Origin of the sequence: Arhodomonas sp. KWT2, assembly GCF_041949875.1 — a bacterium.
In the GTDB taxonomy this organism is placed as follows: Bacteria; Pseudomonadota; Gammaproteobacteria; order Nitrococcales; family Nitrococcaceae; genus Arhodomonas; species Arhodomonas aquaeolei.
This window is the reverse complement of sequence record NZ_JBHFPQ010000043.1, coordinates 158,263-180,015: the sequence shown is the minus strand read 5'-3', so window position 1 is coordinate 180,015 and position 21,753 is coordinate 158,263. Positions and strand designations below refer to the sequence as shown.

The window sequence follows — 21,753 nt, the reverse complement described above, 5'->3', positions numbered from 1 at the left end:
GGATCGGTTGCCCTCGGGCAACCGACAATTGGGTAATGCGCGTTTGCGCGGTACCCGCCGGGGACAGGACACCCCGTAGCGGGGATGCCGTACACGGTCTGCGGCCTTATGCTCGGTCGACGTTCCGGTGCCGCCGGCTTGTCCCCCCGGCGATGCGGCGGCATTATCGCCGGATGCGGCGCCCCGCGGGGTGCCAGGGTGCGGACAAGGAGACCCCATGCGATTGGTGCGATTCGGCTCCCCCGGCGCCGAGAGGCCGGGACTGCTCGACGGGACGGATACGCTGCGTGATCTGTCCGGCCATGTCGATGATATCGCGGGCCCGACCCTGGCGGCGGATGCCCGCCGCCGTCTGGCGGCCCTGGATCCGGCCTCCCTGCCCGCCGTCCCCGGTGAGCCGCGTCTCGGTCCCTGCGTGGCGCGGCCCGGCAAGATCCTCGGTATCGGACTGAACTACCGGGACCACGCCCGGGAGACCGGGGCGCAGGCGCCGACGCAGCCCATCGTCTTCTCGAAGGCCGTCTCCTCCGTGTGCGGGCCGGACGACGATCTGCTCTGCCCGCCGGGGGCCGTGTGCCTCGACTGGGAGGTGGAACTCGCAGTGGTAATCGGCGAGACCGCGCGGCGTGTGGACGAGTCCGGGGCCCTGGGATATGTCGCCGGCTATTGCGTGCTCGACGACGTCTCCGAGCGTGCCTGGCAGAAGGACCACGGTGGGCAGTTCGTCAAGGGCAAGAGCCACGATACCTTCTGTCCGCTGGGTCCCTGGCTGGTGACCGCGGATGCCGTCCCGGATCCGCAGGCACTGGCGCTGTGGACCGAGCTCGGCGGCGAGCGCGTACAGGACGGCACGACCGCGGATATGATCTTCCCGGTGGCGGCGCTGATCAGCCATCTCAGCCGCTACATGACCCTGGAGCCGGGGGATGTGATCGCCACCGGCACGCCCGCCGGCGTGGGCATGGGCCGGCAGCCGCCGCGCTACCTCCGCCCGGGGGAGAGCCTGCGACTCGGCGTCGAGGGCCTCGGTGAGCAGACCCATCGCGTGGTGGCGGATACCCGCGACTAGGGGGGCGTCAGCAATCACCCGGGACGCCGTGCCGCAGGCCACTGTGCGCCCGGCGTTGCCCGCCGCTCATCGGGTCTCCAACCGTTTTCCCTGCGCCCCGGCTGGCCGCATTCCGGGTCGCCTGCGCGAGACCGCCGGGCAGGGCCCGGCGTGGCGGCAGCACGTCGTCCCGGCGCCGCCGTCAGCCGGTTACGGGGGTGGGGATGCCGGTCGGGCGCTCCAGCACGTCCGCGAGCCGCCCGCGGTCGGGCAGCTGGCCGCGGGCAAGGGCCGTGGCGGTGATCCGTTCTTCGAATCGGCGACGTTCATCGGCGGTGAACTGCAGATCGCTGGCGGTGAAGTCGTCGGTCATCGGCAGCGGGTGGGCCTCCACCCACAGCCGTCCCCGGGCCCAGGTATGCTTGAGCGGCTGATGGACGATGCGTACCGGGGTGTCCCGGGGCACCTGCGGGAACATCGAGGCGATGTCTTCCGGGTAGAGCCGGACACAGCCGTGGGAGACGCGCATGCCTACGCCCGCCGGGCGGTTGGTGCCGTGGATGAGGTAGCCGGGCATCGCCAGGCGCAGGGCGTAGGCGCCCAGGGGGTTGTCCGGGCCCGGAGGCACCCGGCGCGGCAGCGACTCGCCCTTGGCCCTGGCCTCCGCCCGGATGGAGGCCGGTGGGTACCAGGCCGGTCCGTCGATCTTGCCCGAGACACTCGTGCTCCCCAGCGGCGTGCTCCAGTCCTGGCGCCCGATGCCGATGGGGTGGGTGATCACACGCTGCCGGCTGTCGTCCCCGACGGGCGGGTAGAAGTACAGCCGCAGCTCCGGGGCGTTGATCACGATGCCCTCGCGCGGCGTGTCCGGGAGTATGAAGCGCCGCGGGATGATCACGGGCTGGCCGGTGCCGGGGAGCCAGAAGTCCACGTCCGGGTTCGCCAGGATGATGTCCCAGTAGCCCACGTCGAAGCGCCGGGCCACGTCGTGCAGGGTCTCGCCGTCGCGGACCTGGGTAACGTGGGCGCGGCCGACGAGGGCGCTGTCGCCGGACGGCAACGTCCATTCGTAGAGGTGCTGGCGGCGGTCCCCGGACTCCTCCCCGGCGCCCCGGGCGAGGGCCGGTCCGGCGAGCAGCAGGCCGGCCATGGCCTGCAGGATTCGGCGGCGCTCCGCGTCTGGCGGCGTGTGCGGCATCTCGACGGCCCCTTGGTGACGGAGCCGCTATCCTGCCACCTCGCAGGCGCTGGTGCACCCTCGCCGCGCCATCAGCGGCGCAGCTCGACGCACCGCCAGATGTGGTCCTCGCTGAAGCGCAGACTGTGGCGTCCGCCCTCCGTATGGGGACGGGCCGGCTCGCGGGTGGAGTAGGCGGCCAGAACGACCCCGGCCAGCTCGCTGCGGCCGGCGGCGGTGATGCGTACGTCCAGCCACTCTCCGCCGGTATGAAGCTGAACGACGTCGCCGGCGGCCGCGTGATAGGGCGCCCCGGCGGGGGTGCGCAGGGGTTGTCCGTGACCGCGGGGGCGCAGGTGGTGTGGGCTCTCCATGGTCGCTGTCCCGGCTGCCTCGTGTGTTGGCATAGTCATGGCGGCAGGGTAGCGGTCGCGGCGTTACGCCCCGGTGACACGGCCGCGTCGATTGCGTGACACGTGGGTAAGGTCCACGTCGCCGCCCATGCCGGCGGACGGCGAAGCGTCCGTACGGTCAGTCCTCCGGTTCGACGACCACGACCTTGTCCGGCGTGAACGCCGCCCGGCCGATGCTGGCCGTCTCCTCATGGGGGTAACCCGGCTGGTTGGCGACGAAGCGGGTGCCGCGGATCGTGAGGTCCGCGTTGGCGTGGGTGTGTCCGGAGATCCACAGTGCCGGCGGGTGCATGTGGATCAGGCCGCTGAGGTCCGATGCGAAGGCCGCGGCGAGGCCGTCGCCGGGGTAGCCGGGATGGCTCAGCTGAGGTACCGGGGCGTGGTGGGTGACCACCACCGTCGGGCCGTCCCAGGTCTCGGCGAGCACGGCCTCCAGCCATTCGCGGGTGTGCTGATGGGCGGCCTGGGCGTCCTCGGGGCGGAAATGCCCGTCGCGGGTGTGGATGAAGTGATGGTCGGCGAGCTGGCGTGCAGCGATCCGCCGGTTGCGCCCCACCTGCTGGACATCGCCGTGGGTGTGCAGGCGGTAGTCCGTCCAGAGGGTGGCGCCGACGACGCGCACACTGCCGAGATGCAGCACCTCGCGCTCGAGGACATGGACCTCGCCCGTGCCGCGCTCGCGCAGGGCCCGTGCGGTTTCCCGGCAGTCGCAAGCGAGCTCGGGGAAGTGCCAGCCGTAGTACTCGTGGTTTCCGAGCACGTATACCACCGGCGTGTTGCGGTCGGCGGACAATCGCGCGGCGGCCTCGACGCCGTGGGTACCGGTGGCGATATCGCCGGCAAGCACGATCAGGTCCACGTCCGCCGGGGGCACCATGTCTTCCAGGGTGGCACCGTCCCGGGTCTCCAGATGAAGGTCGCTGACGGGCTGGATACGCATGCTCACGGCCCCGTGTGTCGCGGTCGGCGATGCCCGGTGACGTCCCTCATCCTTTTCTCCTTGGCCTTCCCGACGGTAAGCGCATTATGGCTCACGGGTGACGCCTGCGGACACCCTGTTCGCCGGCGGGAATGCCCGGTGCCGACGTCAGTGCGCGCTGGTCCCCGTGGCCGCGATCCCGGAGGGCGGGGCGCCGACCCGGTTACGTCCCGCGCGCTTGGCCCGGTAGGCGCCGGCGTCGGCCCGGCGGATCAGCGCCTTGACGGTATCCCCGGGACGGAGCGTGGCAACGCCCAGACTCACGGTGAGACGTTCCCCGGTGGGGAAGGCGCTCTCCGCCACGGTCTGCCGCAGCGTCTCGGCGATCCGCCATGCCCCGTCGGCCCCGGTTTCCGGCAGCAGGATGATGAATTCCTCGCCGCCCCAGCGCACGAAGGTGTCGCTGTCCCGCAGGCGTCCGCCCATGACCTCGGCGAAATGGGCCAGCACGCGGTCGCCCATTTCGTGGCCGAAGCGGTCGTTAATGGCCTTGAAATGGTCAAGGTCGGCGAGGAGCAGCGATAGCGGGCGGTCGTAACGGCGCGCCGTTGCCATGGCGCGTTCGAGCAGCGGTTCAAAGCCGGCCCGGTTGAGTGCGCCGGTCAGGGTGTCGTGGCGTGCGGCACGTTCCAGGCGTGCCTCCAGCTGCTTGCGTTCCGTGATATCGATGAGTACGCCGCGGAACAGCTGGCCGGGACCGGGGTCGTCCGCCGGTACCGCGTGGCCGAACAGCCAGTGAATGCCTTCGCCGGTGCGTACGCGGAACTCCGCGTGCCAGTCGGATGGGGGGCCGATGTTCGCCTGGCGGGTGGCTGTACGCATCTGCTCCATGTCTTCCGGAAGGACGCGTGACCACAGGATGCGGGGGTCGTCCGTGCGCTCTTCCGGTGAAAGTCCGAGGAGTGTGCGCAGCCCGTCGCTCACGAACGGGAAGCGCTCGCTGCCGTCGGGCATGAGGCGGTACTCGTAGACCGCGCCGGGGATGCTGTCGGCGATGTCCCGCAGACGGTCGCGCTCGGCATTAAGTCCCTGCATCGCCTCCTTGTGGGCAGTGATGTCCTCGGCGACGACGTCGATCACCACGTCGCCGCCGCGGTGGGCGAGGTGGGCCGCCATGGCGATCCAGCGCTGTGGTGCGTCGCCGCCCGGTGCGATCAGGACCTCGCGGTCGCGTACCATGCCGTGCTCGCGCAGGTCGCGGGTCAGCGCCCGGCGTTGCCCGGCGTCCACGAACAGTGCCTGCAGGGTGCGCAGATCGGTGATGCGGGCGACGTCGATGCCCAGGCGCTCCCGTGAGGCAGGATTGGCATCGATGTGCAGGCCGTCGTTACCGATACGGATCCGCGCGACCGCCACCGGCAGGTCCTCGAACACCTGTCGGTAGCGGTCAATGCGCTGGTGGAGTTTGAAGAACTCGTTCACCGTCTGTGCCAGCGTGCGGATCTCGGGGCTGCCGGTTTCCGGGGCGGCACGGCCGCTCTCGCCGGCCTGCTGTGCCTTGAGTGCCTGGTAGACCCGGTTTATGGGGGCCATCAGCTCGCGGCGCACAAGCAGGAAGACGAGCAGTGTGAATGCCAGTACCGTCGCAGTGAGCCAGCCTGCATTGATCAGTGCGTCCTTCCGGGCGCGTCCGATCAGCTCGGAGGCGTCCATCACGACCACCACCCGGCCGTCCGCGAGGGTCTCGGCGATCGGGCTCACCGGGTCGGTGATCCACAGCCGGGAGATCGCGACCGCCTCGCCGTGTCCCGGCCGCCAGCGGGTCTCGCTATCCCCGGACAGGGGGTGGCTCAGCCAGCGGCCGATCGACGTCGTCCCCAGGTCGTCGGCGGAGCGGCCCTGCCATGCCAGGCGGGAGCTCGCCACGACGCGGTCGCCGTCGGCGCTGGTCAGGGCGATGGCACGGATGCGTGGATTCGCGGCGACAGTGAGGACGAAGCGCTCCAGGGCGGTACCGGAGGCGACGGTCTCCACCGCGTAGTTCATCGTGCGGGCGATCTCCAGCGCCTGGCCGACCGCGGCGTCGCGGGCGTCGGGCAGGTGATGACGGTAGCTCATCCAGCCCGCAGCGAGCGCGAACACCGTTGCCAGTGCCATCAGTGCCGCCGCAAGCCGGAACTCGATGCGCCGGCGCATGGGGATCAATCGTTTCACGGGGACGCCACCCTCTCCAGTGCCCGGCTGTCCAGCAGGCGCCGGGGATCGATCGTGATGGCACGGCGGTCGAAGGCCTCCAGGGCGGTGATGGACCGACGTACCGCGCGGATCAGACAGGCGTCCTCGCCCCAGCAGTCGCGTTGTGCCCGGAGCCCGATCATATGGATCTGCTCCAGGGGTTCGCGTATTTCCTCACTGCTCTGACCGCCCCGGTGGGCGAGCAGTTCAGCCGCCTCCTGCGGATGATCGGCCGCCCAGTCCAGGGCTCGCTGGTGGGCCCGGATCAGCCGGCTCAGGGCCCCGGTCCGTTCACGGGTAACCTCCCTGGAAGCGATGAGGATGTCGATGACGGCGTTCGGCGCCGCCGCGGTGTCGAAGATCCGCCGGACACCGTCGAGGTGCTCCATGCGTTTGGAGAACGGCGGATACGTCACTGCCGCGGATACCTCGCCCTCGGCCAGCGCCTCCGCCATGGAGGATTGCGGCATTGGGGCGAGACGGACCCCGGTCGCCGGTACCCCCGCGTGCGCCAGTGCGCCGGCGAGCACCAGCAGGTTCGCCGATCCCGGTTCTACTGCCACATGCCGCCCGCGCAGGCCGGCGACGCCGGTAACCGGTGGTCTTGCCAGGATCACGTCCGCCCCTACCGAGCGGTCGAGCATCAGCACGGCCCGGGCCTTGCGGTCCGAGCGCCGTTCGATCTGCACGAGTTCCAGAGGCGTGCCGCCGAGCAGGTCCACCTGGCCGCGTTCGAAGGCCCGCCGGGAGTCGCGCAGCGACAGCGTATCCACGATCTCGAGGTGGATGCCGGCATCCGCGGTGAAGCCTTTCTTCTGGGCGATGTAGAAGTACCCGTATCCCGGCCATGCGTTCGCAGCCAGGCGCAGGGTGGGCGTGTCGTTGCGCGCGCAAGCGCTGACGGCGAGGGCGATCAGTATGACCAGCCCCCGCCGCAGAGTGCCGTGCGGCATGGCTCCCCGGCTCCGTCTGTTTCGTTGTCAGCTCCCCGTTGGGGCATTCTGGACCGGAAACGGTGCGTTTGCCGAGGGCGCGTGTGGGCACGGGCGGACGCGACCGACCGGCGGGCGCCGGCCGGTCCGTGGCGGGCTAGGGGCGGTTGCGGTCGAACCGGGCGTCGAGCCCCTGCCATACGTTGGTGTAGTCGCGCTGGCGGAACGAGGCCGCCATCGCCTGCTCGGTGGGCAGGAACAGGTAGCGGGACTCGAACATGAACGCCAGGGTGTCGCCCTGGTAGACCGGTTCGAGCGCCGCCTTGGAGGCGGTCTCGAAGGTCTCGGCGTCCGGGCCGTGGGGGGTCATGCAGTTGTGCAGGCTCGCGCCGCCCGGCTCGAAGCCCTCGGCCTTGGCGTCGTAGACCCCGTGGACCAGGCCCATGAACTCGCTCATCACGTTGCGGTGGAAGTACGGTGGCCGGAACGTGTCCTCGGCGACCATCCACCGCGGCGGGAAGATCACGAAGTCCACGTTGGCCGTCCCGGGGGTGTCCGTGGGCGCGGTGAGCACGGTGAAGATCGAGGGGTCCGGGTGGTCGAAGCTCACCGTGTTGATGACGTTGAATCGCGCGAGGTCGTACTTGCACGGATGATAGTTGCCGTGCCAGGCGACCACATCCAGCGGGGAGTGGTCGAGAGGGGCCGCCCAGAGGTTGCCGCAGAACTTCGCCACCAGCTCGAAATCACCGCGGCGCTGCTCGTAGGCCGCCACCGGTGTCAGGAAGTCACGCTGGTTGGCCAGGCCGTTGGCGCCGATGGGGCCGAGGTCCGGGATCCGGAAGAACGCGCCGTAGTTCTCGCAGATGTAGCCGCGGGCCTGGGCCGCCAGCAGGCGCACCTGGTACTTGAGGCCCCGCGGGATGAGCGCGATCTCGCCCGGCTCGACGGTGACTACACCCATCTCCGTGGCGATCTCGAGGCCGCCTTGCTGGGGAACGATGAGCCACTCGCCGTCGGCCGAGTAGAAGAAGCGCCCGTCCATCGAGCGGTTGGCGGCGTAGAAATATACCCCGCAGCCCGCCTGGGCCTTGAGATCGCCGTTGCCGGCCACCGCGAACAGCCCCTCGATGAAGTCCGTGGGCGTCTCGGGGAAGGGCATGGCGCTCCAGCGCATCTGGTTCGGGTCCACCGGGGTCTGAGCCGGTGCTTCCAGCCGGCCGAGGGTCACGGGCTCGAAAGCGCCCTGGACCACTGACGGCTGAATCCGGTAGAGCCAGCTGCGCAGGTTGCTGTGGCGCGGGGCCGTGAACGCCGTGCCGCTGAACTGCTCGGCGTAGAGGTCGTAAGGGCAGCGCTGCGGTGAGTTGCGGCCCACCGGCAGCGCGCCCGGCTCGGCTTCCGTTTCGAAGTAGTTTCGGAAGCCACTGAGGTACTGGCGTTCGTCCTGCGGCATGATCGTCATCTCCTCCTGTATGAACGGGAGCCGTGACGGCTCGTGCCGGCATCGTAACGCCATTTAGTTTTGAGCGAAACTACCTTGCAGGGACCGTCTTATCCCTCAGCCCATCCAGGAGGAGGCCGATGGTCTCGCGTTCCGTGTGCGAGAGGTGGGCGAGCAGGCGGTCCGGACGGGCGTTCTCGATCTCGCCGAGGCGCTTCAGGCACGCGGTCCCGGCCTCTGTCAGGGCCAGGTGTACGACCCTGCGGTCGTCCGGATGCGGCTGGCGGGTGACCAGCCCGCGCTCGCGCAGCCGGGCAACCGCCCGCGTGACACGCGGGCGCTCCAGGCCGGCGCGTTCGGCCACGGTGCCGGCGGACACAGGGCCGTGGACATCGAGGGCGGCGAGCACCCGCCAGTCGGCGAGGCGGATGCCGGCGGTCTGGCGGCATGCGCGGTCCAGCGCCTGCTGGATACCGTCGGCGAGGGTGCACAGGGGGCCGGGGAGGGCGTTGGAGGCTGGCGCGGAAGGGGTCACGAGGGACATGGCGGCACCTGGGGTTGCTTGACTTTAATTTTGACTGAAACTACTTTGCCGAACGCTAATCGGCCGTCCCCGTGGTCGGCTATGATCGATATCAAATGCCCGACGAACACCCCGCCAGGGGATGAGGAGGCAACATGAAGCTGGCTTCGCTCAAGCGTGGGCGCGACGGCGCCCTGGTCGTGGTCTCCCGCGACCTCTCCCGCGCCGTCGAGGCGGCCGACGTGGCGCCCACGCTGCAGGCCGCGCTGGACGACTGGACGGCCGCGGCACCGGCACTCCAGGCCCTCTACGAGCGGCTGAACGCGGGCAGCGCGGAGGGCGCGTTCGACCTCGACATGGCTGCGCTGGCCTCGCCGCTGCCCCGGGCCTACCAGTGGGCCGACGGCAGCGCGTACGTGAACCACGTGGAGCTCGTGCGCAAGGCCCGCGGTGCGGAGATGCCGGAGAGCTTCTGGGAGGATCCGCTCATGTACCAGGGCGGCTCCGACTCCTTCGTCGGCCCGCGGGACCCGATCATTGCCGGCAGCGAAGAGTGGGGCATCGATTTCGAGGCGGAGATGGCGGTGGTCACCGACGACGTGCCCATGGGCACCACGCCGGAGGCGGCGGCGTCGCATATCAAGCTGCTGATGCTCGTCAACGACGTCTCCCTGCGCAATCTCATTCCCGGTGAGCTTGCCAAGGGCTTCGGCTTCTTCCAGTCCAAGCCGGCGAGCGCGTTCTCCCCGGTGGCGGTGACCCCGGACGAGCTCGGCGATGCCTGGGACGGCACCAGGGCGCACCTGCCCATGGTCGTTCACCTCAACGGCGAGCTCTTCGGCCGGCCCAACACCGGCGTGGACATGACCTTCGATTTCGCGCGCCTGGTCTCCCACGTCACCAAGACCCGGGAGATGGAGGCAGGCAGCATCGTCGGCTCAGGCACGATCTCCAACTACGATCGCAGCCAGGGCTCGTGCTGCCTGGCGGAGCGGCGCATGCTCGAGAAGCTGGACGCCGGCGAGCCGAGCACGCCGTTCATGTCCTTCGGCGACCGCGTGCGCATCGAGATGTTCGACGCGGCGGGCGAGAGCATCTTCGGCGCCATCGACCAGCAGGTCGAGGAGTTCCGCGGCTGATGCGCCTCTACGACTATTTCCGCTCCACTGCCGCCTACCGGGTGCGCATTGCGCTCAACCTCAAGGGCCTGGCCTACGAGTCGGTGGCGGTGAACCTGCGTGACGGCGAGCAGCGGGGTGGGTCATACGATGCGGTCAACGCCCAGCACCTGGTGCCGACCCTCGAGCACGACGGCCGGCGGCTGACCCAGTCGCTGGCGATCTGCGAGTACCTCGGGGAGATCGCTCCTGAGCCGGCGCTGCTTCCCGATGATGCCGCCGGGCGCGCGCGGGTGCGGGCGATCGCCCAGGTCGTCGCCTGCGACATCCACCCGGTGAACAACCTGCGGGTGCTGAAGTACCTCACCGGCGAGCTCGGCGTGAGCGACGGCGACAAGCTCGGCTGGTACCGCCACTGGGTCCACGAGGGCTTCACCGCGCTGGAGCGCATGCTCGCCGACGGTCCGGCCGGACCATACTGTCACGGCGACGCGGTCAGCCTGGCGGACGTCTGCCTGGTGCCGCAGGTGTTCAACGCCAACCGCTTCGAGATGGACCTCGCCGCCTATCCGCGCATCCGCGCGATCAACGAGGCGTGCCTGGCCCTGCCCGCCTTCGAACGGGCGCGCCCGGAGAATCAGCCCGATGCCATCTGAGCGCGGGCCGGCACCGGTCCGGCCGGTGCCGGCTCCCGCAGCGCGGTGAAACGCGGTACCATCCCGCCCCATGCTCGACGATGATCAGTCCCGCGTAGTCGCCCACGAGGACGGCCCGGCGGCGGTGCTCGCCGGCGCCGGCTCCGGCAAGACCCGCTGCACCACCGAGCGCGCCGTGCGCCGGCTCTGCGAGAGCGGCGTGGACGGCGAGTCCATGGTGCTGCTGACCTTCACCAACAAGGCGGCGGGCGAGATGCGCGAGCGTATCCGCGAGCGCCTGCCCGACGGCATCGCGCTGCCCTGGATCGGCACCTTCCACAGCTACGGTAATGCGCTGCTGCGCCGCTGGGGGCGTCACATCGGCGTGCCCGGCAACGCCACCCTCATGGACGCGGACGACTCCCGGCGCATGCTCGACGCGCTGCTCGCCGGCCCGTTCTCCGACCGCCAGCGCCGCCAGGAGGCGCTTCAGGCGGTGGAGGCGATCAACGCCCGGGGCCTGGATGTCACCGAGGAGGCGGACCTGGAGGGCATCGTCTCGGCCTGCGGCGAGTACGGCTTCGGGCCGGTGGCGAGCGCGCGGATGCTCGAGCGCCTGCGCCGTTTCGAGCGCGAGAAGCGCGACGCCGCCGTCATCGATTTCGCCGATCTCATCGCGCTGCCGGCGCGGCTGCTGCGCCGGCACCCGGAGGTGCGCGAGCAGGTGACCGGGGCGCTGTGCGACGTCACCGTCGATGAGGCGCAGGATACCGACGCCGCGCAGTTCCGGCTGCTGGAGCTGCTGGCGCCGCCGAGCCGAACGGTCATGCTGGTCGGTGACGACGATCAGGCGATCTACGAGTGGCGCCACGCCCGTCCGGAGAACCTGCGCACCTTCATCGAGGCGTGGTCCGCCACGGTCTACCGCCTGGAGCGCAACTACCGCTCCACGCCGGCGATTGTCGGCGGCGGGGCCTCGCTGGTGCGCCACAACACCGCGCGCCTGGACAAGTCCCCGTACGCGGTGCGCGCGGCCCCCGAGGGGGACGGCGTTCAGCTCGTGCACTACGACGCGGCGGAGGCCATGGCCGAAGGCGTCGCCGAGCGCCTGGAGCGGGCGATCCGCGACGGTACCGCCGCGGACCGACTCGCCGTGCTCTACCGCAAGAACCGCATGGCCCGGATCCTGGAGACCGCGCTGCTGCGCCGTGCGGTGCCCTACCGGGTGAAGGCGGGCACCGATCTGCTCGGCTACGCCGATGTGCGCATGATGCTCGCGGCGGGCCGGCTCGCGGCCAACCGCCGGGACATCCGTGCGCTCTCGCGGCTCGCCGAGCTGGTGCCCGGGCTCGGGGCCCGGGGCGTGAGCCGGCTGCTCTCCGGCGGGGGCGATCCCTTCGCCGCAGCCGGCGCGCTCTCGCCCCGGGCCTCGGAAGGGCTCGACGCCCTGCGCCGGGCGCTGGACGACCTCCACGCCCGCGGCCCGGGCGGGCTGTTCGAGTGGTGTCGCCAGACCCCCATGATCAACGACTGGCTCCTCCGCCGGGCCCGGCGCGGTGGCCGCGGCGAGGGTGGTGAGGGCGATCCCGAGCGCGCCCTGCGGCCCATCCTCGGGCGCCTGCGGGCGATACAGGGGGCCGTGCGCCGGCGCCTGGATGCCCTGCCGGCCGGTGCGGACCGTGCCGCCCAGTGGGCCAGCGCGCTGGAGGTGGTCAGTGCCGGTACCGACGAGGCCGAGGAGGGCGGGCGCGTGACCCTGTGCACCGTTCACGCCGCCAAGGGGCTGGAGTGGCCCGAGGTGCACCTGTTCGGTTTCTCCGAGGGGCTCATGCCCATGGAGCGCGAGGGCGTGGTCGAGAACCTCCCCGAGGAGCGGCGCCTGGGCTACGTGGCGATCACCCGGGCCCAGGACCGGTTGATCCTCCACCACGCCGACCGCGTGGACATGGGCGGCGGCGAGGGTCCGCGGCGGCTGGCGGTCTCGCGGTTCCTGGAGGAGGTGCGTGCGGGCCAGCCGGTTACCCTGGTGGACCGCCGGCGCGGAGCGGCCGGTGGCGGCGAGGCGGACGCCGGCCAGGCCCGGGACTGGCTCGCGGAGATGCGCCGGGCGCTCGGGTAGGGTGTGGTGAGGGGCCGGTATCTCGCCCGTAACTTGACATGCCGGGCGATCCTTCGTTAACTATCGGACATGTTTATGGATCAGCCCCGGCACCTTCTGACCTCCCGCCTGCCGTCCCGGCTCCTGCCCGGGCTGCTCCCGCTGCGCCTTGCGCGCAGCTAATCAGACCCCACACAACACCCAGTTCACCGTTCAACAGCCACCCGCCGGGCGAGGCGGGGTAACAGCGGATAGTTGCGAGGAGCGAGCATCCATGCCGCGCAGCGAGCAACCGATCAACCGACGACTGATCAGCGGTCGGCGGGCCATGGAAACGTGGCAGCCCGCCGGCCGTGACATCGCCACAGGCCCGCGATTGCGCCGATAGAACATGGAGAATTGAGCGATGTTGTCCGATCCGTCGAAGAAATACCGTCCCTACCGTCCCATCCAGCTCACCGACCGTACCTGGCCGGATGCGACCATCGATGTGCCGCCTGTGTGGATGAGCACCGACCTGCGCGACGGCAACCAGGCGCTGTTCGAGCCGATGGGCGTGGAGACCAAGCTGGAGATGTTCCATATGCTGGTCTCCGTGGGCATCAAGGAGATCGAGGTGGGCTTCCCCTCGGCCTCGGAGACCGACTACACCGTCGTGCGCCGGCTCATCGAGGAGGACATGATCCCCGATGACGTGCGCATCGAGGTGCTCACCCAGGCGCGCGACCACCTCATCGAGAAGACCTTCGAGTCGCTGCGTGGTGCCAAACGCGCCATCGTGCACCTCTACAACGCCACCTCTCCGGCCTTCCGCGAGCTGGTCTTCCACCTCGACCGCGACGGCAGCCGCGAGGTCGCGGTCAATGGGGCGCGGCTGATCCGCAAGCTCGCCGAGGAGAACCCGGAGACCGAGTGGATGTTCCAGTACAGCCCGGAGACGTTCTCCGCGACGGAGCTGGACTTCGCCCACGAGGTGGTGGACGCGGTCACCGAGGTTTGGGAGGCGTCGGCGGACCGGCCGGTGATCGTCAATCTGCCGGCGACGGTGGAGATGTCCATGCCCAACGTCTTCGCCGACCAGATCGAGTGGATGCATCGCAACCTCGCCCGGCGCGAGGGCATCGTGCTCAGCGTCCATCCGCATAACGACCGGGGCACCGCCATCGCCGCGGCGGAGTTCGCCGTCATGGCCGGGGCGGACCGCGTCGAGGGCTGCCTGTTCGGCAACGGCGAGCGCACCGGCAACGTCGACCTCGTCACCCTCGCGCTCAACCTCTACACCCAGGGTGTGCATCCCGGGCTCGACTTCTCGCGCATCAACGACGTCGCACGGACGGTGGAGCAGTGCACCCAGCTCCCCATCCATCCGCGCCATCCTTACGTCGGCGACCTGGTGTTCACGGCGTTCTCGGGCTCGCACCAGGACGCGATCAAGAAGGGGTTCGCCGCCCAGGAGCCGGAGGCGCCCTGGCGGGTGCCGTACCTGCCCATCGACCCCCGGGACCTGGGCCGGACGTACGAGTCGGTCATCCGCGTCAACAGCCAGTCCGGCAAGGGCGGGGTGGCCTACCTGCTCGAGCGCGACTATGACCTCACCATGCCGCGGCGCATGCAGGTCGAGTTCAGCAACGCGATCCAGCGCGTCACCGACAGTACCGGTGCCGAGATCCGTGCCGACGAGATGTGGGAGATCTTCCGCCGGGAATACCTCGAACTCGATCACCCCATCGACTACGTCAGCCAGAGCCTGTTCGACGTGGACGGCCGCCAGGGCGTGCGGCTCAAGGTCCGCGAGAACGGCCGCGAGGAGGTGCTTACCGGTGTCGGCAACGGGCCCATCGACGCCCTGCTCGCCGCGCTGGACGCGGACGTGCGTGTCCAGCACTACGAGGAGCACTCTATGGGCCGGGGGTCGGACGCCCGGGCGGTGTGCTTCGTGGAGCTCTCCTGCGAGGGGGTGGCGGGGGATGTCTTCGGTGTCGGTATCGACGGCAACATCGTCAGCGCCTCGATCAAGGCCGTGATCAGCGGTATCAACCGGGTCTGGGCGCGGTTGCCCGAGGACCGGCGGAACGGCCTGATCGGCCGGGGCGACGGCAGCCAGCGCTTCGCCTGAGCCGGTGACGCCGGGGCATCGGCGGCCGCCCGTGGGCGGCCGCTACCAGTTGCGCTGCATCGCGAGAAAGGTCAGCGAGGCGGACCACGTCACCAGCGCCAGCCCGGTGATCGCCTCCGTGCCCACGAGCAGCCGGATCGGGCCCTGCGGGGTGATGTCGCCGAAGCCCAGGGTGGTGTAGGTGACGGCCGAGAAATAGACATGGTCGAGCAGCCCCTGCAGGGGCAGTCCCACCAGTTTGCCCGTGCCGTCGAGCTCGAGTAGCAGCGAATAGCCGGCGCCGAAGATCCAGATCTCGATCACGTGGGCGCCGAGCAGGCCGAGGATGATCACCACCATGCGCCGGTGGCCGTGGCGGGCCAGGCTCTGGCCGACGAGGAAGCGCCAGCCCACCTGCAGGCACTGGTAGTGGATGACCACGCAGATGCCCACCAGGAGCGCCGTTACCACGGCCATGAACCAGTGGGTCGGGCTGGTCAGGGCGTCGATGAAGGGGGAGGTCGGGTGTTCCACGTGCGTATCGGGTCCGCGTCGATCCGGGCGTTCGTTGTCCGGCCGTTAGTATCGTTGCCGCCGGGCCCGGCTGTCACCGGCCGCGGCGGTATGGTTCCGGTGCGCGTCCGGGCGGCGGCCGCGGGCGCGTCTCCCGGGGGATCCCGCCCGCGCCTGTGTGGGGCGGATCGCGTAAACTTGCGTCCGCACCCCGGGCCCTGCCAAAGTTATGCGCTCAGTGCGTGCGGCACCTCAGTGTGCCTCCGCGGTCAGGGCCTGCCAACGAACTCAAGCAATGGAGAACGTTAGAGTGTCTGCCGCTAACGAATCAGCGAACGCCTCGGCCAGTGGGTCGGGATTCTGGCTTTTCGCGAGTAACTTCTTCAAGCACCCCGCGATGCTCGGATCCATCATCCCGAGCTCCCGTCACCTCATCGACAAGCTGCTCGCGCCCGTGGAGTGGTCCCGCGCGAAGCGCGTCGTGGAGTACGGGCCCGGCGTCGCGACGTTCACCCGCGCCCTGCTCGAGCGTATGCCCGAGGACGGCGAGCTGCTGGTCATGGAGCTCAACCGTGACTTTGCCGATTACGTGAGGGAGCGCGTTCAGGATCCGCGGCTCACCATCGCCCATGCCTCTGCGGCGAGTCTCGATGAGTGGACCGAGCAGCTCGGATGGGACGGGGTGGACTATATCGTCTCCGGTATCCCGTTCAGCACCATGCCCGCGGACACCCGTGACGAGATCCTGGAGACGACCCGTAACGGGCTCGCCGAGACCGGCGAGTTCCTGGTCTTCCAGTTCTCGAACGCGGTCTTCCCGTTCCTCAAGGATACCTTCCCGCGGGTGGACAAGGAGTTCGAGGTGCGCAACATCCCGCCGGCGCACTGCTACCGCTGCCGCGTGGCCGCGGAGTAACCCTGCCGATACCGGACGGGCCGTGCGCCCAGCGGCCCGTCACGATTCCCCGCACGCTGGAAACGGACACAAAAAAGCCCGCTTGCCGCGGGCCCAATTCTATTTTTGCTTTGGTAGCCTCTCCCCCCCTTGGCCGACGGCCCGGTCTTTCGCCGGGCTTCGCCTTCAAGGTTGACGTTGATATTACCGGACGTGGCAGGTGACGCAAGCATGAGTTGTGACGCGATGCACCATTTTCGTGGGGAAATCAGCTGAATTGATCGTGAATGGGTGTTCACATCTGCCCGGTTTTGTGTATACTGCAATGCAACAGCGGTTTTGATCTCTCCTCCTCTTGGCCGACCTCATTCAGGTCGGCTTTTTTTTTGTCCGTCCACAATGAGTGCACCGGGTTGGGTTATCTGTGAACTGCGGTCAAACCCCTTGTGACTGACTGTCTGTTCATGTTGCGGCGCAATGCTGTATACTCGGTCTCAGCTAGAATTTTCAATCTCTCCTCCTCCTTGGCCGACCACTTGGGTCGGCTTTTTTTTGTCCGGTACTTTCATCCCGGCCCGGTCGTTTGCGCCCGGCACCACGGAAGCCGCGCCTGGGCCGGCTGGCATGACCATCACGGGGTGGCGGCTGTGTCCGCGGTGCCTGTCGCCAAGGTGAGGGTGGCGCACCCCGGCGGCGTGCGATCCCTACATGCGCCCGCTCCCCAGGCGCTGTAGCCCTACGACTGCCGTGCCGGCCCCGGTGTTTGTCGGCTGCCTCCGGGCAATCGCTTTACCGTCGAAGCGCGCCCCAGATAGGTCGTGCACCGTCAGGTGTGCGACGCCTGGATGGTTTCGCGGGGATGTCGCACACGGCCCGGGGCCGTGCACGACCTACCGGAGGCTGGCCGTGTACCCAGCGCATGCGATGACTGGTTCGGCCGCGGATCGGGCATGCCGCCGCGCTGCTTCCCTCGGGTTGGCCGAGCCTGGCGGCCAACATCGACGGCGCGCGCCCGCCGGGCGGGCGGGATGTCGGCTGCCGAGCGCGGCCGACCTTACGGGAAACGGCGCCCCGGCAAACCACCGGCGATCTCGGGTAGGTCGTGCGCCGAAGGCGTGCGACGTCTCAGCCCAGTCCCAGCGCCCGGGGCAGTCCCAGCGCGATCACGGGAAAGGCCAGCAACAGCGCCAAACGCAGGACATCGGCGAGGATGAACGGGATGATCCCGGTCATGATCCGCGGCAGTGAGAGCCGCTCGTCCGCGGCCTGGATCACGAACAGGTTCATGCCGATGGGCGGGGTGATCAGGCCGAGTTCGATGACCGTGACCAGCACCACGCCGAACCACACCGGGTCGTAGCCGAGGTGGGTCACCACCGGGAAGACGAAGGGCACGGTCAGCAGCATCATCGACAGGCTGTCCATGAAGCAGCCCAGCAGCAGGTAGAACAGCAGCAGGACCACCATGACCCCCCAGGCGGGCCAGTCCAGTGCGGCCACCGTGCTCACCAGGAACTGCGGCAGGTTGCTGGACTCGATGAAGAAGTTGAAGAGCGCGGCGCCGATGAGGATAAAGAAGATCATCCCGCTGGTGACCGCGGCCTCGCGAATCCCGCCGAGCAGCACTTCCCGCGTGAGGCGCCCGCGCAGGGCGGCAAACACGAACGCACCTGCCGCGCCCACCGCTGCCGCCTCGGTCGGCGAGAACAGGCCTGCATAGATCCCGCCGATCACCACCACGAACAGCAGCACGACGTCCCAGGTGCGCCCCAGTGCCCGCAGCCGGCCGGCGGTGTCCCGGCGCTCCCCCGCGGGGCCGAGCCCCGGGTTCATGCGGGTGCGCACGCGCACCGCGAGCATGTAGAGCGCAGTGCCGAGCAGCCCGGGGAACAGGGCGGCGGCGAACAGCGCGCCGATGGACTCGCGGGTGAGCAGGGCGTAGATCACCAGGATGATACTCGGCGGGATCAGTACGCCCAGCGTGCCGCCAGCGGCCACGGAGGCGGCGGCCAGGGAGTCCGCATAGCCCTTGCGCCGCATCTCCGGCAGGGCGACGCGGGACATCGTCGCCGCGGTCGCGAGGCTGGAGCCGCAGATCGCCCCGAAGCCGGCGCAGGCGCCGATAGTCGCAAGGGCCAGGCCGCCGCGCACGTGGCCGACGAAGGCATAGATACCGTCGTATAGGTTGCGCGAGAGCCCGGCGTGGGCGGCGAACACCCCCATGAAGATGAACAGCGGCACCACCGACAGGCCGTAGGGATGGACCGCGCCGAACGGCAGCGTGCCGAGCATGAATCGTACCGCCGGCCAGCCGGCCAGCGGGATAGCACCGACCACGCCGACCAGGCCCATGGCCACGGCGACGGGCACGCGCAGGGCGATGAGCACGAGGGCGGCGGCGAAACCGGCGATGCCGGCTAGCTCTGCGGGCATGGGCGGGCTCCGGTCACGGCGCCACGCCGGCCGCGGCGTGCACGAGCCGGCGCAGTGCCTCGGCGAGTGTGGCGACGAGCGAGAGCAGACAACCCACCAGCAGGGCGCTCCAGTACCAGATCATCGGTATGCCGATGGTCTGGGAGGAATCCCCGTAGCGCAGGGCGAGCACGGCCTGGTCGAGGCCGTAGCGCCCGAGCAGGGCCACGAGCGCCGCGCCGGCGAGTGCGGCCATCGCGTCGAGGCCGGCGCGGGCGCGCTCCGGCAGCCAGTCCGTCGCCGCGGTGATGCCGACATGGGCGTTACGGATAAACGTGTAGGGGATGGCGAGAAACGCCATCGTCATCACGCACAGCTGGGTGATGTCCACCAGGCCGGTCAGCGAATGGTTGAGCAGCGCGCGGGCGAGGATGTCGCCCACCACCATGACGATCGCGAGCCCAAGCACCGCCACCCCGGCGGTCGCCGCCCAGGCCAGCACCCGCTCGACGGCGGCGTGCAGGCCCGCGGCAAACCGGGCGCTACGAGGACGAGTCACTGTACTCCCGCACCAGCTCCCGGGCGCGTTGGTAGATCGCCGGCGCGTTCTCCACGCCGTTGTCCTGCAGCGTCTCCAGGCGGTCCTGGATCATGGGCTGGAGCTGCTTGCGCCAGCGCGCGCGCTCGGCGTCGCTCACCGGGATGATCTCGTGGCCGCGGGCCACCGCGTCCTTGCGCCCGGCGCGGTCCCATTTGTCCCACCAGTCGCCGAACCGGGCCTCCAGGGTCTCGCCGGAGAGCTCGTCGATGGCGTTCTGGACCGACTCGGGCAGGCTGTCGAAGCGCCGCTGGCTCATCACGAAGTAGAACGACACCGTGTAGGCCCGCGCGTCCGTGTGGTACTGGAGGACCTCATTCAGCCGGAAGGCGCCCACCGCGTCCCAGGTGAACAGGGTGCCGTCGAGCGTGCCCTTCTGCAGGTTCTCGTAGACCTGGCTCGGGGGCATGCCCACCGGGCTGGCACCGAGGTATTCCAGCATCGCCGAGACCGCAGGGCTCGGCGTGCGCAGACGCAGGCCCTTCAGGTCCTCGAGCTTGCGCACCGGCGTGTCCGTGGTATGGATCAGCCCGGCGTTGTGGGCATGCAGCGCGAGGACCTTGAGCCCGTCGTACTCGTCGCCGAAACGACCCTCCTGGTAGAGCTGCCAGAGGACCCGCGAGGCGGTGCCGGCGTCCTCGACGAGGAACGGCATCTCGATCACCGAGGTGGCCGGGAAACGCCCCCGCGGCAGGCCGCTCAGGCCGTGGGCGATGTCCACCACGCCGGCGCGCACCTGGTCGAGCTGGCGGGTGATGTCGCCGAAGGCGGTGTTGCCGGGATAGATGGTGACCTTCACCCGGCCGTCGGTACGCTCCTCCAGCGCCCGTGCCCACGGCTCGATGAAATCGGTGTGAATGCCGTGGGACGGCGGCAGATAGTGGCTCAGCTTGAGCTCGATGGTCTGCTGCGCTGCGGCGGCGGAGGCCGTGAGCAGACCCGCCGTGGCGACGCCCGTGATCAGGGCGCGTGCGAGGATTCCCCTGAGCATGACTCTCCTCCTGCGTGCGGGGTTATTCGAGTACTTATGCCGGAAATCCTACGCGGTTTCGTTTCGATGGAAAATATCCATTCACGACGACGACTCGCGCATCCGTGCCACCTGCTCCTGTAGCCGGTCGAGCAGGCGCTCGAGCTCTATGCGGTCGTTCTCGTCGAGGCCGGCGAGCAGCTCGCGCTCCCACGCCTGGGCGAGGGGGGCGATACGCTCGTAGGTCGCGCGTCCGCCGGCGCTCATTCGGATCACGGCGACGCGCTGATCGTGGGCGTCGCTCTCGCGCTCGATGAGCCCGTTGCGGGTCATGCGTTGCAGCGCGCGGCTCACCCGGGGCTTGTCCATGTTGGTGCGCTCGCTGAGCACCCCCGCCGAAAGCGGCTGCTCACGGGCAAGGTGGGCGAGCACCCGCCACTCGGGGATCGATATCCCGAAGCGGGACTGATAGGTGCCGGCCAGAGAACGGCTCATCCAATCCGCCAGCACCGCCATGCGGTAGGGGATGAATCGCTCGATTTCCAGCTCCTCGGCCGGGGGCTGATGATCTCGTGCTGGCTGTTCGTCCATGCCGGGGATGTTGCAGTACGCCGTCCCGATCGGCAACCGCGGCGGCATGACCTGGCTGCCCACCTATGACTGACGGATGAATCACTTGTGATGCTGCGTTGCAGCACAAGGCGTTATAATGCGCTCAATATTTCGGCTCAGGGAGTATCAACAATGCACAACCGACAGTGGTTCCTCATGCTCGGTCTCAATGCAGACGGCGAGCGCCGGGTATACAAGGCGCGTCTCGAGGACCGCATCCAGGCCGAGCAGCTCGCCGAGCGGCTCGAGTTCGACGACGCCGCGACCATCCTCGACGAGGCCGCCGTCTCCCGGATCGGACGCTACGGCTACGGCTTTCAGCTGGTCTTCCAGATCGCCCCGGAGATCAGCCCCGCAGACTACGGCCTCGGCGAGTCGGAGACCCGACAGGCGGCCTGATTGCCTGTCGTCGTGCCGGCGCGTGGACTGTCCCGCGCCGGTGTGCCGTGCTAGTTTGCCTGCCAGGTTCACTGTGAGGCAGGCGGCATGGCACGGGTGCTGATCGCCGACGACCACCCGCTCATGCGGGATGCGTTGCGTCCCGTGCTGCGGGATCTTTTCGGTAGTGATGTAACGATTCGCGACGCGGACAGCGTGGAGGCGAGCCTCTCCGCGCTGGATGCGGAGTCGTTCGACCTTATCCTCTTCGACCTGTGCATGCCCGGTGGCGGCGATGCCGCGGCGCTGATGGCCGCACGCGAGCGTGCCGCCGCCGCGCCGGTGGTGGTGGTCTCCCACCGCGAGGACGCCACGGTGGTGCGTCAGAGCATCGCCGCCGGTGCCGCGGGCTTCATCCCCAAGTCCCTGAACACCACGCTCATACGCAGCGCGTTGCAGCTCGTGATCGACGGCGGGCAGTACTTCCCGAGCTGGGCGTTCACCGAGCGTGAGGCGGCCCCGGTGGCCGGTGAGCGTGACCTCAGTGCGCTGACCCGGCGCCAGCGAACCGTGCTCCGGTTGCTCGGCGAGGGGCAGTCCAACCGCCAGATCGCCGAACAGCTCCACCTCAGCGAGTGGACGGTGAAGGCCCACGTGAGTGCGGTGCTGCGCAAGCTGGGTGTCAGCACCCGGGTCGAGGCCGCGCTGATCGGGCGCGAGCTGGCCTGATCCGCGCGG

The 21,753-nt window shown here is 69.4% G+C and carries 20 protein-coding genes; 8 read left to right on the top strand and 12 right to left on the bottom strand.

The window, feature by feature from the left end; all coding sequences use genetic code 11:
- The first annotated feature begins 217 nt into the window (after window positions 1–217).
- Window positions 218–1,069, top strand: coding sequence for a fumarylacetoacetate hydrolase family protein (locus ACEZHJ_RS10165; RefSeq protein WP_163138589.1), 852 nt, complete (start codon window positions 218–220; stop codon window positions 1,067–1,069).
- Between the two features lie 181 nt (window positions 1,070–1,250).
- On the opposite strand, the gene ACEZHJ_RS10160 is transcribed toward ACEZHJ_RS10165, so the two are convergent.
- The 7 genes from ACEZHJ_RS10160 to ACEZHJ_RS10130 all read right to left on the bottom strand — a co-directional run bounded on the left by ACEZHJ_RS10160 (window position 1,251) and on the right by ACEZHJ_RS10130 (window position 8,712).
- Window positions 1,251–2,246: a L,D-transpeptidase family protein gene (locus ACEZHJ_RS10160; RefSeq protein ID WP_163138590.1), complete on the bottom strand. Its 996-nt coding sequence runs from the start codon at window positions 2,244–2,246 to the stop codon at window positions 1,251–1,253.
- Window positions 2,247–2,317: 71 nt separating this feature from the next.
- The gene (locus ACEZHJ_RS10155) at window positions 2,318–2,599 is read right to left on the bottom strand and encodes a hypothetical protein (RefSeq protein ID WP_163138591.1); all 282 of its coding nucleotides are present in this window, start codon (window positions 2,597–2,599) and stop codon (window positions 2,318–2,320) included.
- A 157-nt stretch (window positions 2,600–2,756) separates the two neighbouring features.
- Complete coding sequence (locus tag ACEZHJ_RS10150) at window positions 2,757–3,578, bottom strand: metallophosphoesterase (RefSeq protein WP_163138592.1); 822 nt, start codon at window positions 3,576–3,578, stop codon at window positions 2,757–2,759.
- A gap of 147 nt (window positions 3,579–3,725) precedes the next feature.
- On the bottom strand, window positions 3,726–5,771 hold the full coding sequence (locus ACEZHJ_RS10145; protein ID WP_163138593.1) for a diguanylate cyclase: 2,046 nt from the start codon (window positions 5,769–5,771) through the stop codon (window positions 3,726–3,728).
- Window positions 5,768–6,745 carry an ABC transporter substrate-binding protein gene (locus tag ACEZHJ_RS10140; RefSeq protein WP_163138594.1) on the bottom strand — a complete coding sequence of 326 codons (978 nt, stop codon included), beginning with the start codon at window positions 6,743–6,745 and terminating at the stop codon, window positions 5,768–5,770. Before ACEZHJ_RS10140 ends, ACEZHJ_RS10145 begins: the two co-directional genes overlap by 4 nt.
- 136 nt (window positions 6,746–6,881) lie before the next feature.
- Window positions 6,882–8,180: a homogentisate 1,2-dioxygenase gene (gene hmgA / locus ACEZHJ_RS10135; protein WP_163138595.1), complete on the bottom strand. Its 1,299-nt coding sequence runs from the start codon at window positions 8,178–8,180 to the stop codon at window positions 6,882–6,884.
- 79 nt (window positions 8,181–8,259) lie between these two features.
- Window positions 8,260–8,712 (bottom strand): MarR family winged helix-turn-helix transcriptional regulator, encoded by a 453-nt coding sequence (locus ACEZHJ_RS10130; protein WP_163138596.1) that lies wholly within the window; start codon window positions 8,710–8,712, stop codon window positions 8,260–8,262.
- Window positions 8,713–8,846: 134 nt separating this feature from the next.
- Between ACEZHJ_RS10130 and ACEZHJ_RS10125 the strand changes: the two genes are divergently transcribed.
- From ACEZHJ_RS10125 to leuA, 4 genes are all read left to right on the top strand, one after another.
- Window positions 8,847–9,830 carry a fumarylacetoacetate hydrolase family protein gene (locus tag ACEZHJ_RS10125; RefSeq protein WP_163138597.1) on the top strand — a complete coding sequence of 328 codons (984 nt, stop codon included), beginning with the start codon at window positions 8,847–8,849 and terminating at the stop codon, window positions 9,828–9,830.
- Window positions 9,830–10,465: a maleylacetoacetate isomerase gene (maiA, locus tag ACEZHJ_RS10120; protein ID WP_018717407.1), complete on the top strand. Its 636-nt coding sequence runs from the start codon at window positions 9,830–9,832 to the stop codon at window positions 10,463–10,465. The genes ACEZHJ_RS10125 and maiA overlap by 1 nt, the downstream gene beginning before the upstream one ends.
- 70 nt (window positions 10,466–10,535) lie before the next feature.
- Complete coding sequence (locus ACEZHJ_RS10115) at window positions 10,536–12,563, top strand: ATP-dependent helicase (protein ID WP_163138598.1); 2,028 nt, start codon at window positions 10,536–10,538, stop codon at window positions 12,561–12,563.
- A 385-nt stretch (window positions 12,564–12,948) separates the two neighbouring features.
- Window positions 12,949–14,658 (top strand): 2-isopropylmalate synthase, encoded by a 1,710-nt coding sequence (gene leuA / locus ACEZHJ_RS10110; RefSeq protein WP_018717408.1) that lies wholly within the window; start codon window positions 12,949–12,951, stop codon window positions 14,656–14,658.
- A gap of 42 nt (window positions 14,659–14,700) precedes the next feature.
- On the opposite strand, the gene ACEZHJ_RS10105 is transcribed toward leuA, so the two are convergent.
- Window positions 14,701–15,171 (bottom strand): potassium channel family protein, encoded by a 471-nt coding sequence (locus ACEZHJ_RS10105; protein ID WP_018717409.1) that lies wholly within the window; start codon window positions 15,169–15,171, stop codon window positions 14,701–14,703.
- A 376-nt stretch (window positions 15,172–15,547) separates the two neighbouring features.
- Between ACEZHJ_RS10105 and ACEZHJ_RS10100 the strand changes: the two genes are divergently transcribed.
- Window positions 15,548–16,066 (top strand): class I SAM-dependent methyltransferase, encoded by a 519-nt coding sequence (locus ACEZHJ_RS10100; protein ID WP_018717410.1) that lies wholly within the window; start codon window positions 15,548–15,550, stop codon window positions 16,064–16,066.
- Window positions 16,067–17,170: 1,104 nt separating this feature from the next.
- On the opposite strand, the gene ACEZHJ_RS10095 is transcribed toward ACEZHJ_RS10100, so the two are convergent.
- The 4 genes from ACEZHJ_RS10095 to ACEZHJ_RS10080 all read right to left on the bottom strand — a co-directional run bounded on the left by ACEZHJ_RS10095 (window position 17,171) and on the right by ACEZHJ_RS10080 (window position 20,616).
- On the bottom strand, window positions 17,171–18,478 hold the full coding sequence (locus ACEZHJ_RS10095) for a TRAP transporter large permease (RefSeq protein WP_163138599.1): 1,308 nt from the start codon (window positions 18,476–18,478) through the stop codon (window positions 17,171–17,173).
- Window positions 18,479–18,491: 13 nt separating this feature from the next.
- Window positions 18,492–19,016, bottom strand: a complete 525-nt coding sequence (locus ACEZHJ_RS10090; protein ID WP_163138600.1) for a TRAP transporter small permease — start codon at window positions 19,014–19,016, stop codon at window positions 18,492–18,494.
- The gene (locus tag ACEZHJ_RS10085; protein ID WP_163138601.1) at window positions 19,000–20,046 is read right to left on the bottom strand and encodes a TRAP transporter substrate-binding protein; all 1,047 of its coding nucleotides are present in this window, start codon (window positions 20,044–20,046) and stop codon (window positions 19,000–19,002) included. Before ACEZHJ_RS10085 ends, ACEZHJ_RS10090 begins: the two co-directional genes overlap by 17 nt.
- Before the next feature lie 81 nt (window positions 20,047–20,127).
- The gene (locus tag ACEZHJ_RS10080) at window positions 20,128–20,616 is read right to left on the bottom strand and encodes a MarR family winged helix-turn-helix transcriptional regulator (protein WP_163138661.1); all 489 of its coding nucleotides are present in this window, start codon (window positions 20,614–20,616) and stop codon (window positions 20,128–20,130) included.
- A 153-nt stretch (window positions 20,617–20,769) separates the two neighbouring features.
- Here ACEZHJ_RS10080 and ACEZHJ_RS10075 point away from each other — a divergent pair, with 153 nt between their 5' ends.
- Together ACEZHJ_RS10075 and ACEZHJ_RS10070 are read left to right on the top strand one after the other, a co-directional pair.
- Window positions 20,770–21,036 carry a hypothetical protein gene (locus ACEZHJ_RS10075; RefSeq protein ID WP_163138602.1) on the top strand — a complete coding sequence of 89 codons (267 nt, stop codon included), beginning with the start codon at window positions 20,770–20,772 and terminating at the stop codon, window positions 21,034–21,036.
- An 87-nt stretch (window positions 21,037–21,123) separates the two neighbouring features.
- Window positions 21,124–21,744 (top strand): LuxR C-terminal-related transcriptional regulator, encoded by a 621-nt coding sequence (locus ACEZHJ_RS10070; RefSeq protein ID WP_163138603.1) that lies wholly within the window; start codon window positions 21,124–21,126, stop codon window positions 21,742–21,744.
- Window positions 21,745–21,753 lie beyond the last annotated feature (9 nt).

Coding starts and splice junctions, on each gene's coding strand:
- ACEZHJ_RS10125 (WP_163138597.1), top strand. CDS start 8,847: ATGAAGCTGGCTTCGCTCAAGCGTGGGCGCGACGGCGCCCTGGTCGTG.
- ACEZHJ_RS10100 (WP_018717410.1), top strand. CDS start 15,548: ATGCTCGGATCCATCATCCCGAGCTCCCGTCACCTCATCGACAAGCTG.
- ACEZHJ_RS10160 (WP_163138590.1), bottom strand. CDS start 2,246: ATGCCGCACACGCCGCCAGACGCGGAGCGCCGCCGAATCCTGCAGGCC.
- leuA (WP_018717408.1), top strand. CDS start 12,949: ATGTTGTCCGATCCGTCGAAGAAATACCGTCCCTACCGTCCCATCCAG.
- ACEZHJ_RS10075 (WP_163138602.1), top strand. CDS start 20,770: ATGCACAACCGACAGTGGTTCCTCATGCTCGGTCTCAATGCAGACGGC.
- hmgA (WP_163138595.1), bottom strand. CDS start 8,180: ATGCCGCAGGACGAACGCCAGTACCTCAGTGGCTTCCGAAACTACTTC.
- ACEZHJ_RS10095 (WP_163138599.1), bottom strand. CDS start 18,478: ATGCCCGCAGAGCTAGCCGGCATCGCCGGTTTCGCCGCCGCCCTCGTG.
- ACEZHJ_RS10115 (WP_163138598.1), top strand. CDS start 10,536: ATGCTCGACGATGATCAGTCCCGCGTAGTCGCCCACGAGGACGGCCCG.
- ACEZHJ_RS10070 (WP_163138603.1), top strand. CDS start 21,124: ATGGCACGGGTGCTGATCGCCGACGACCACCCGCTCATGCGGGATGCG.
- ACEZHJ_RS10080 (WP_163138661.1), bottom strand. CDS start 20,616: ATGGACGAACAGCCAGCACGAGATCATCAGCCCCCGGCCGAGGAGCTG.
- ACEZHJ_RS10150 (WP_163138592.1), bottom strand. CDS start 3,578: ATGCGTATCCAGCCCGTCAGCGACCTTCATCTGGAGACCCGGGACGGT.
- ACEZHJ_RS10155 (WP_163138591.1), bottom strand. CDS start 2,599: ATGGAGAGCCCACACCACCTGCGCCCCCGCGGTCACGGACAACCCCTG.
- ACEZHJ_RS10140 (WP_163138594.1), bottom strand. CDS start 6,745: ATGCCGCACGGCACTCTGCGGCGGGGGCTGGTCATACTGATCGCCCTC.
- ACEZHJ_RS10130 (WP_163138596.1), bottom strand. CDS start 8,712: ATGTCCCTCGTGACCCCTTCCGCGCCAGCCTCCAACGCCCTCCCCGGC.
- ACEZHJ_RS10085 (WP_163138601.1), bottom strand. CDS start 20,046: ATGCTCAGGGGAATCCTCGCACGCGCCCTGATCACGGGCGTCGCCACG.
- maiA (WP_018717407.1), top strand. CDS start 9,830: ATGCGCCTCTACGACTATTTCCGCTCCACTGCCGCCTACCGGGTGCGC.
- ACEZHJ_RS10165 (WP_163138589.1), top strand. CDS start 218: ATGCGATTGGTGCGATTCGGCTCCCCCGGCGCCGAGAGGCCGGGACTG.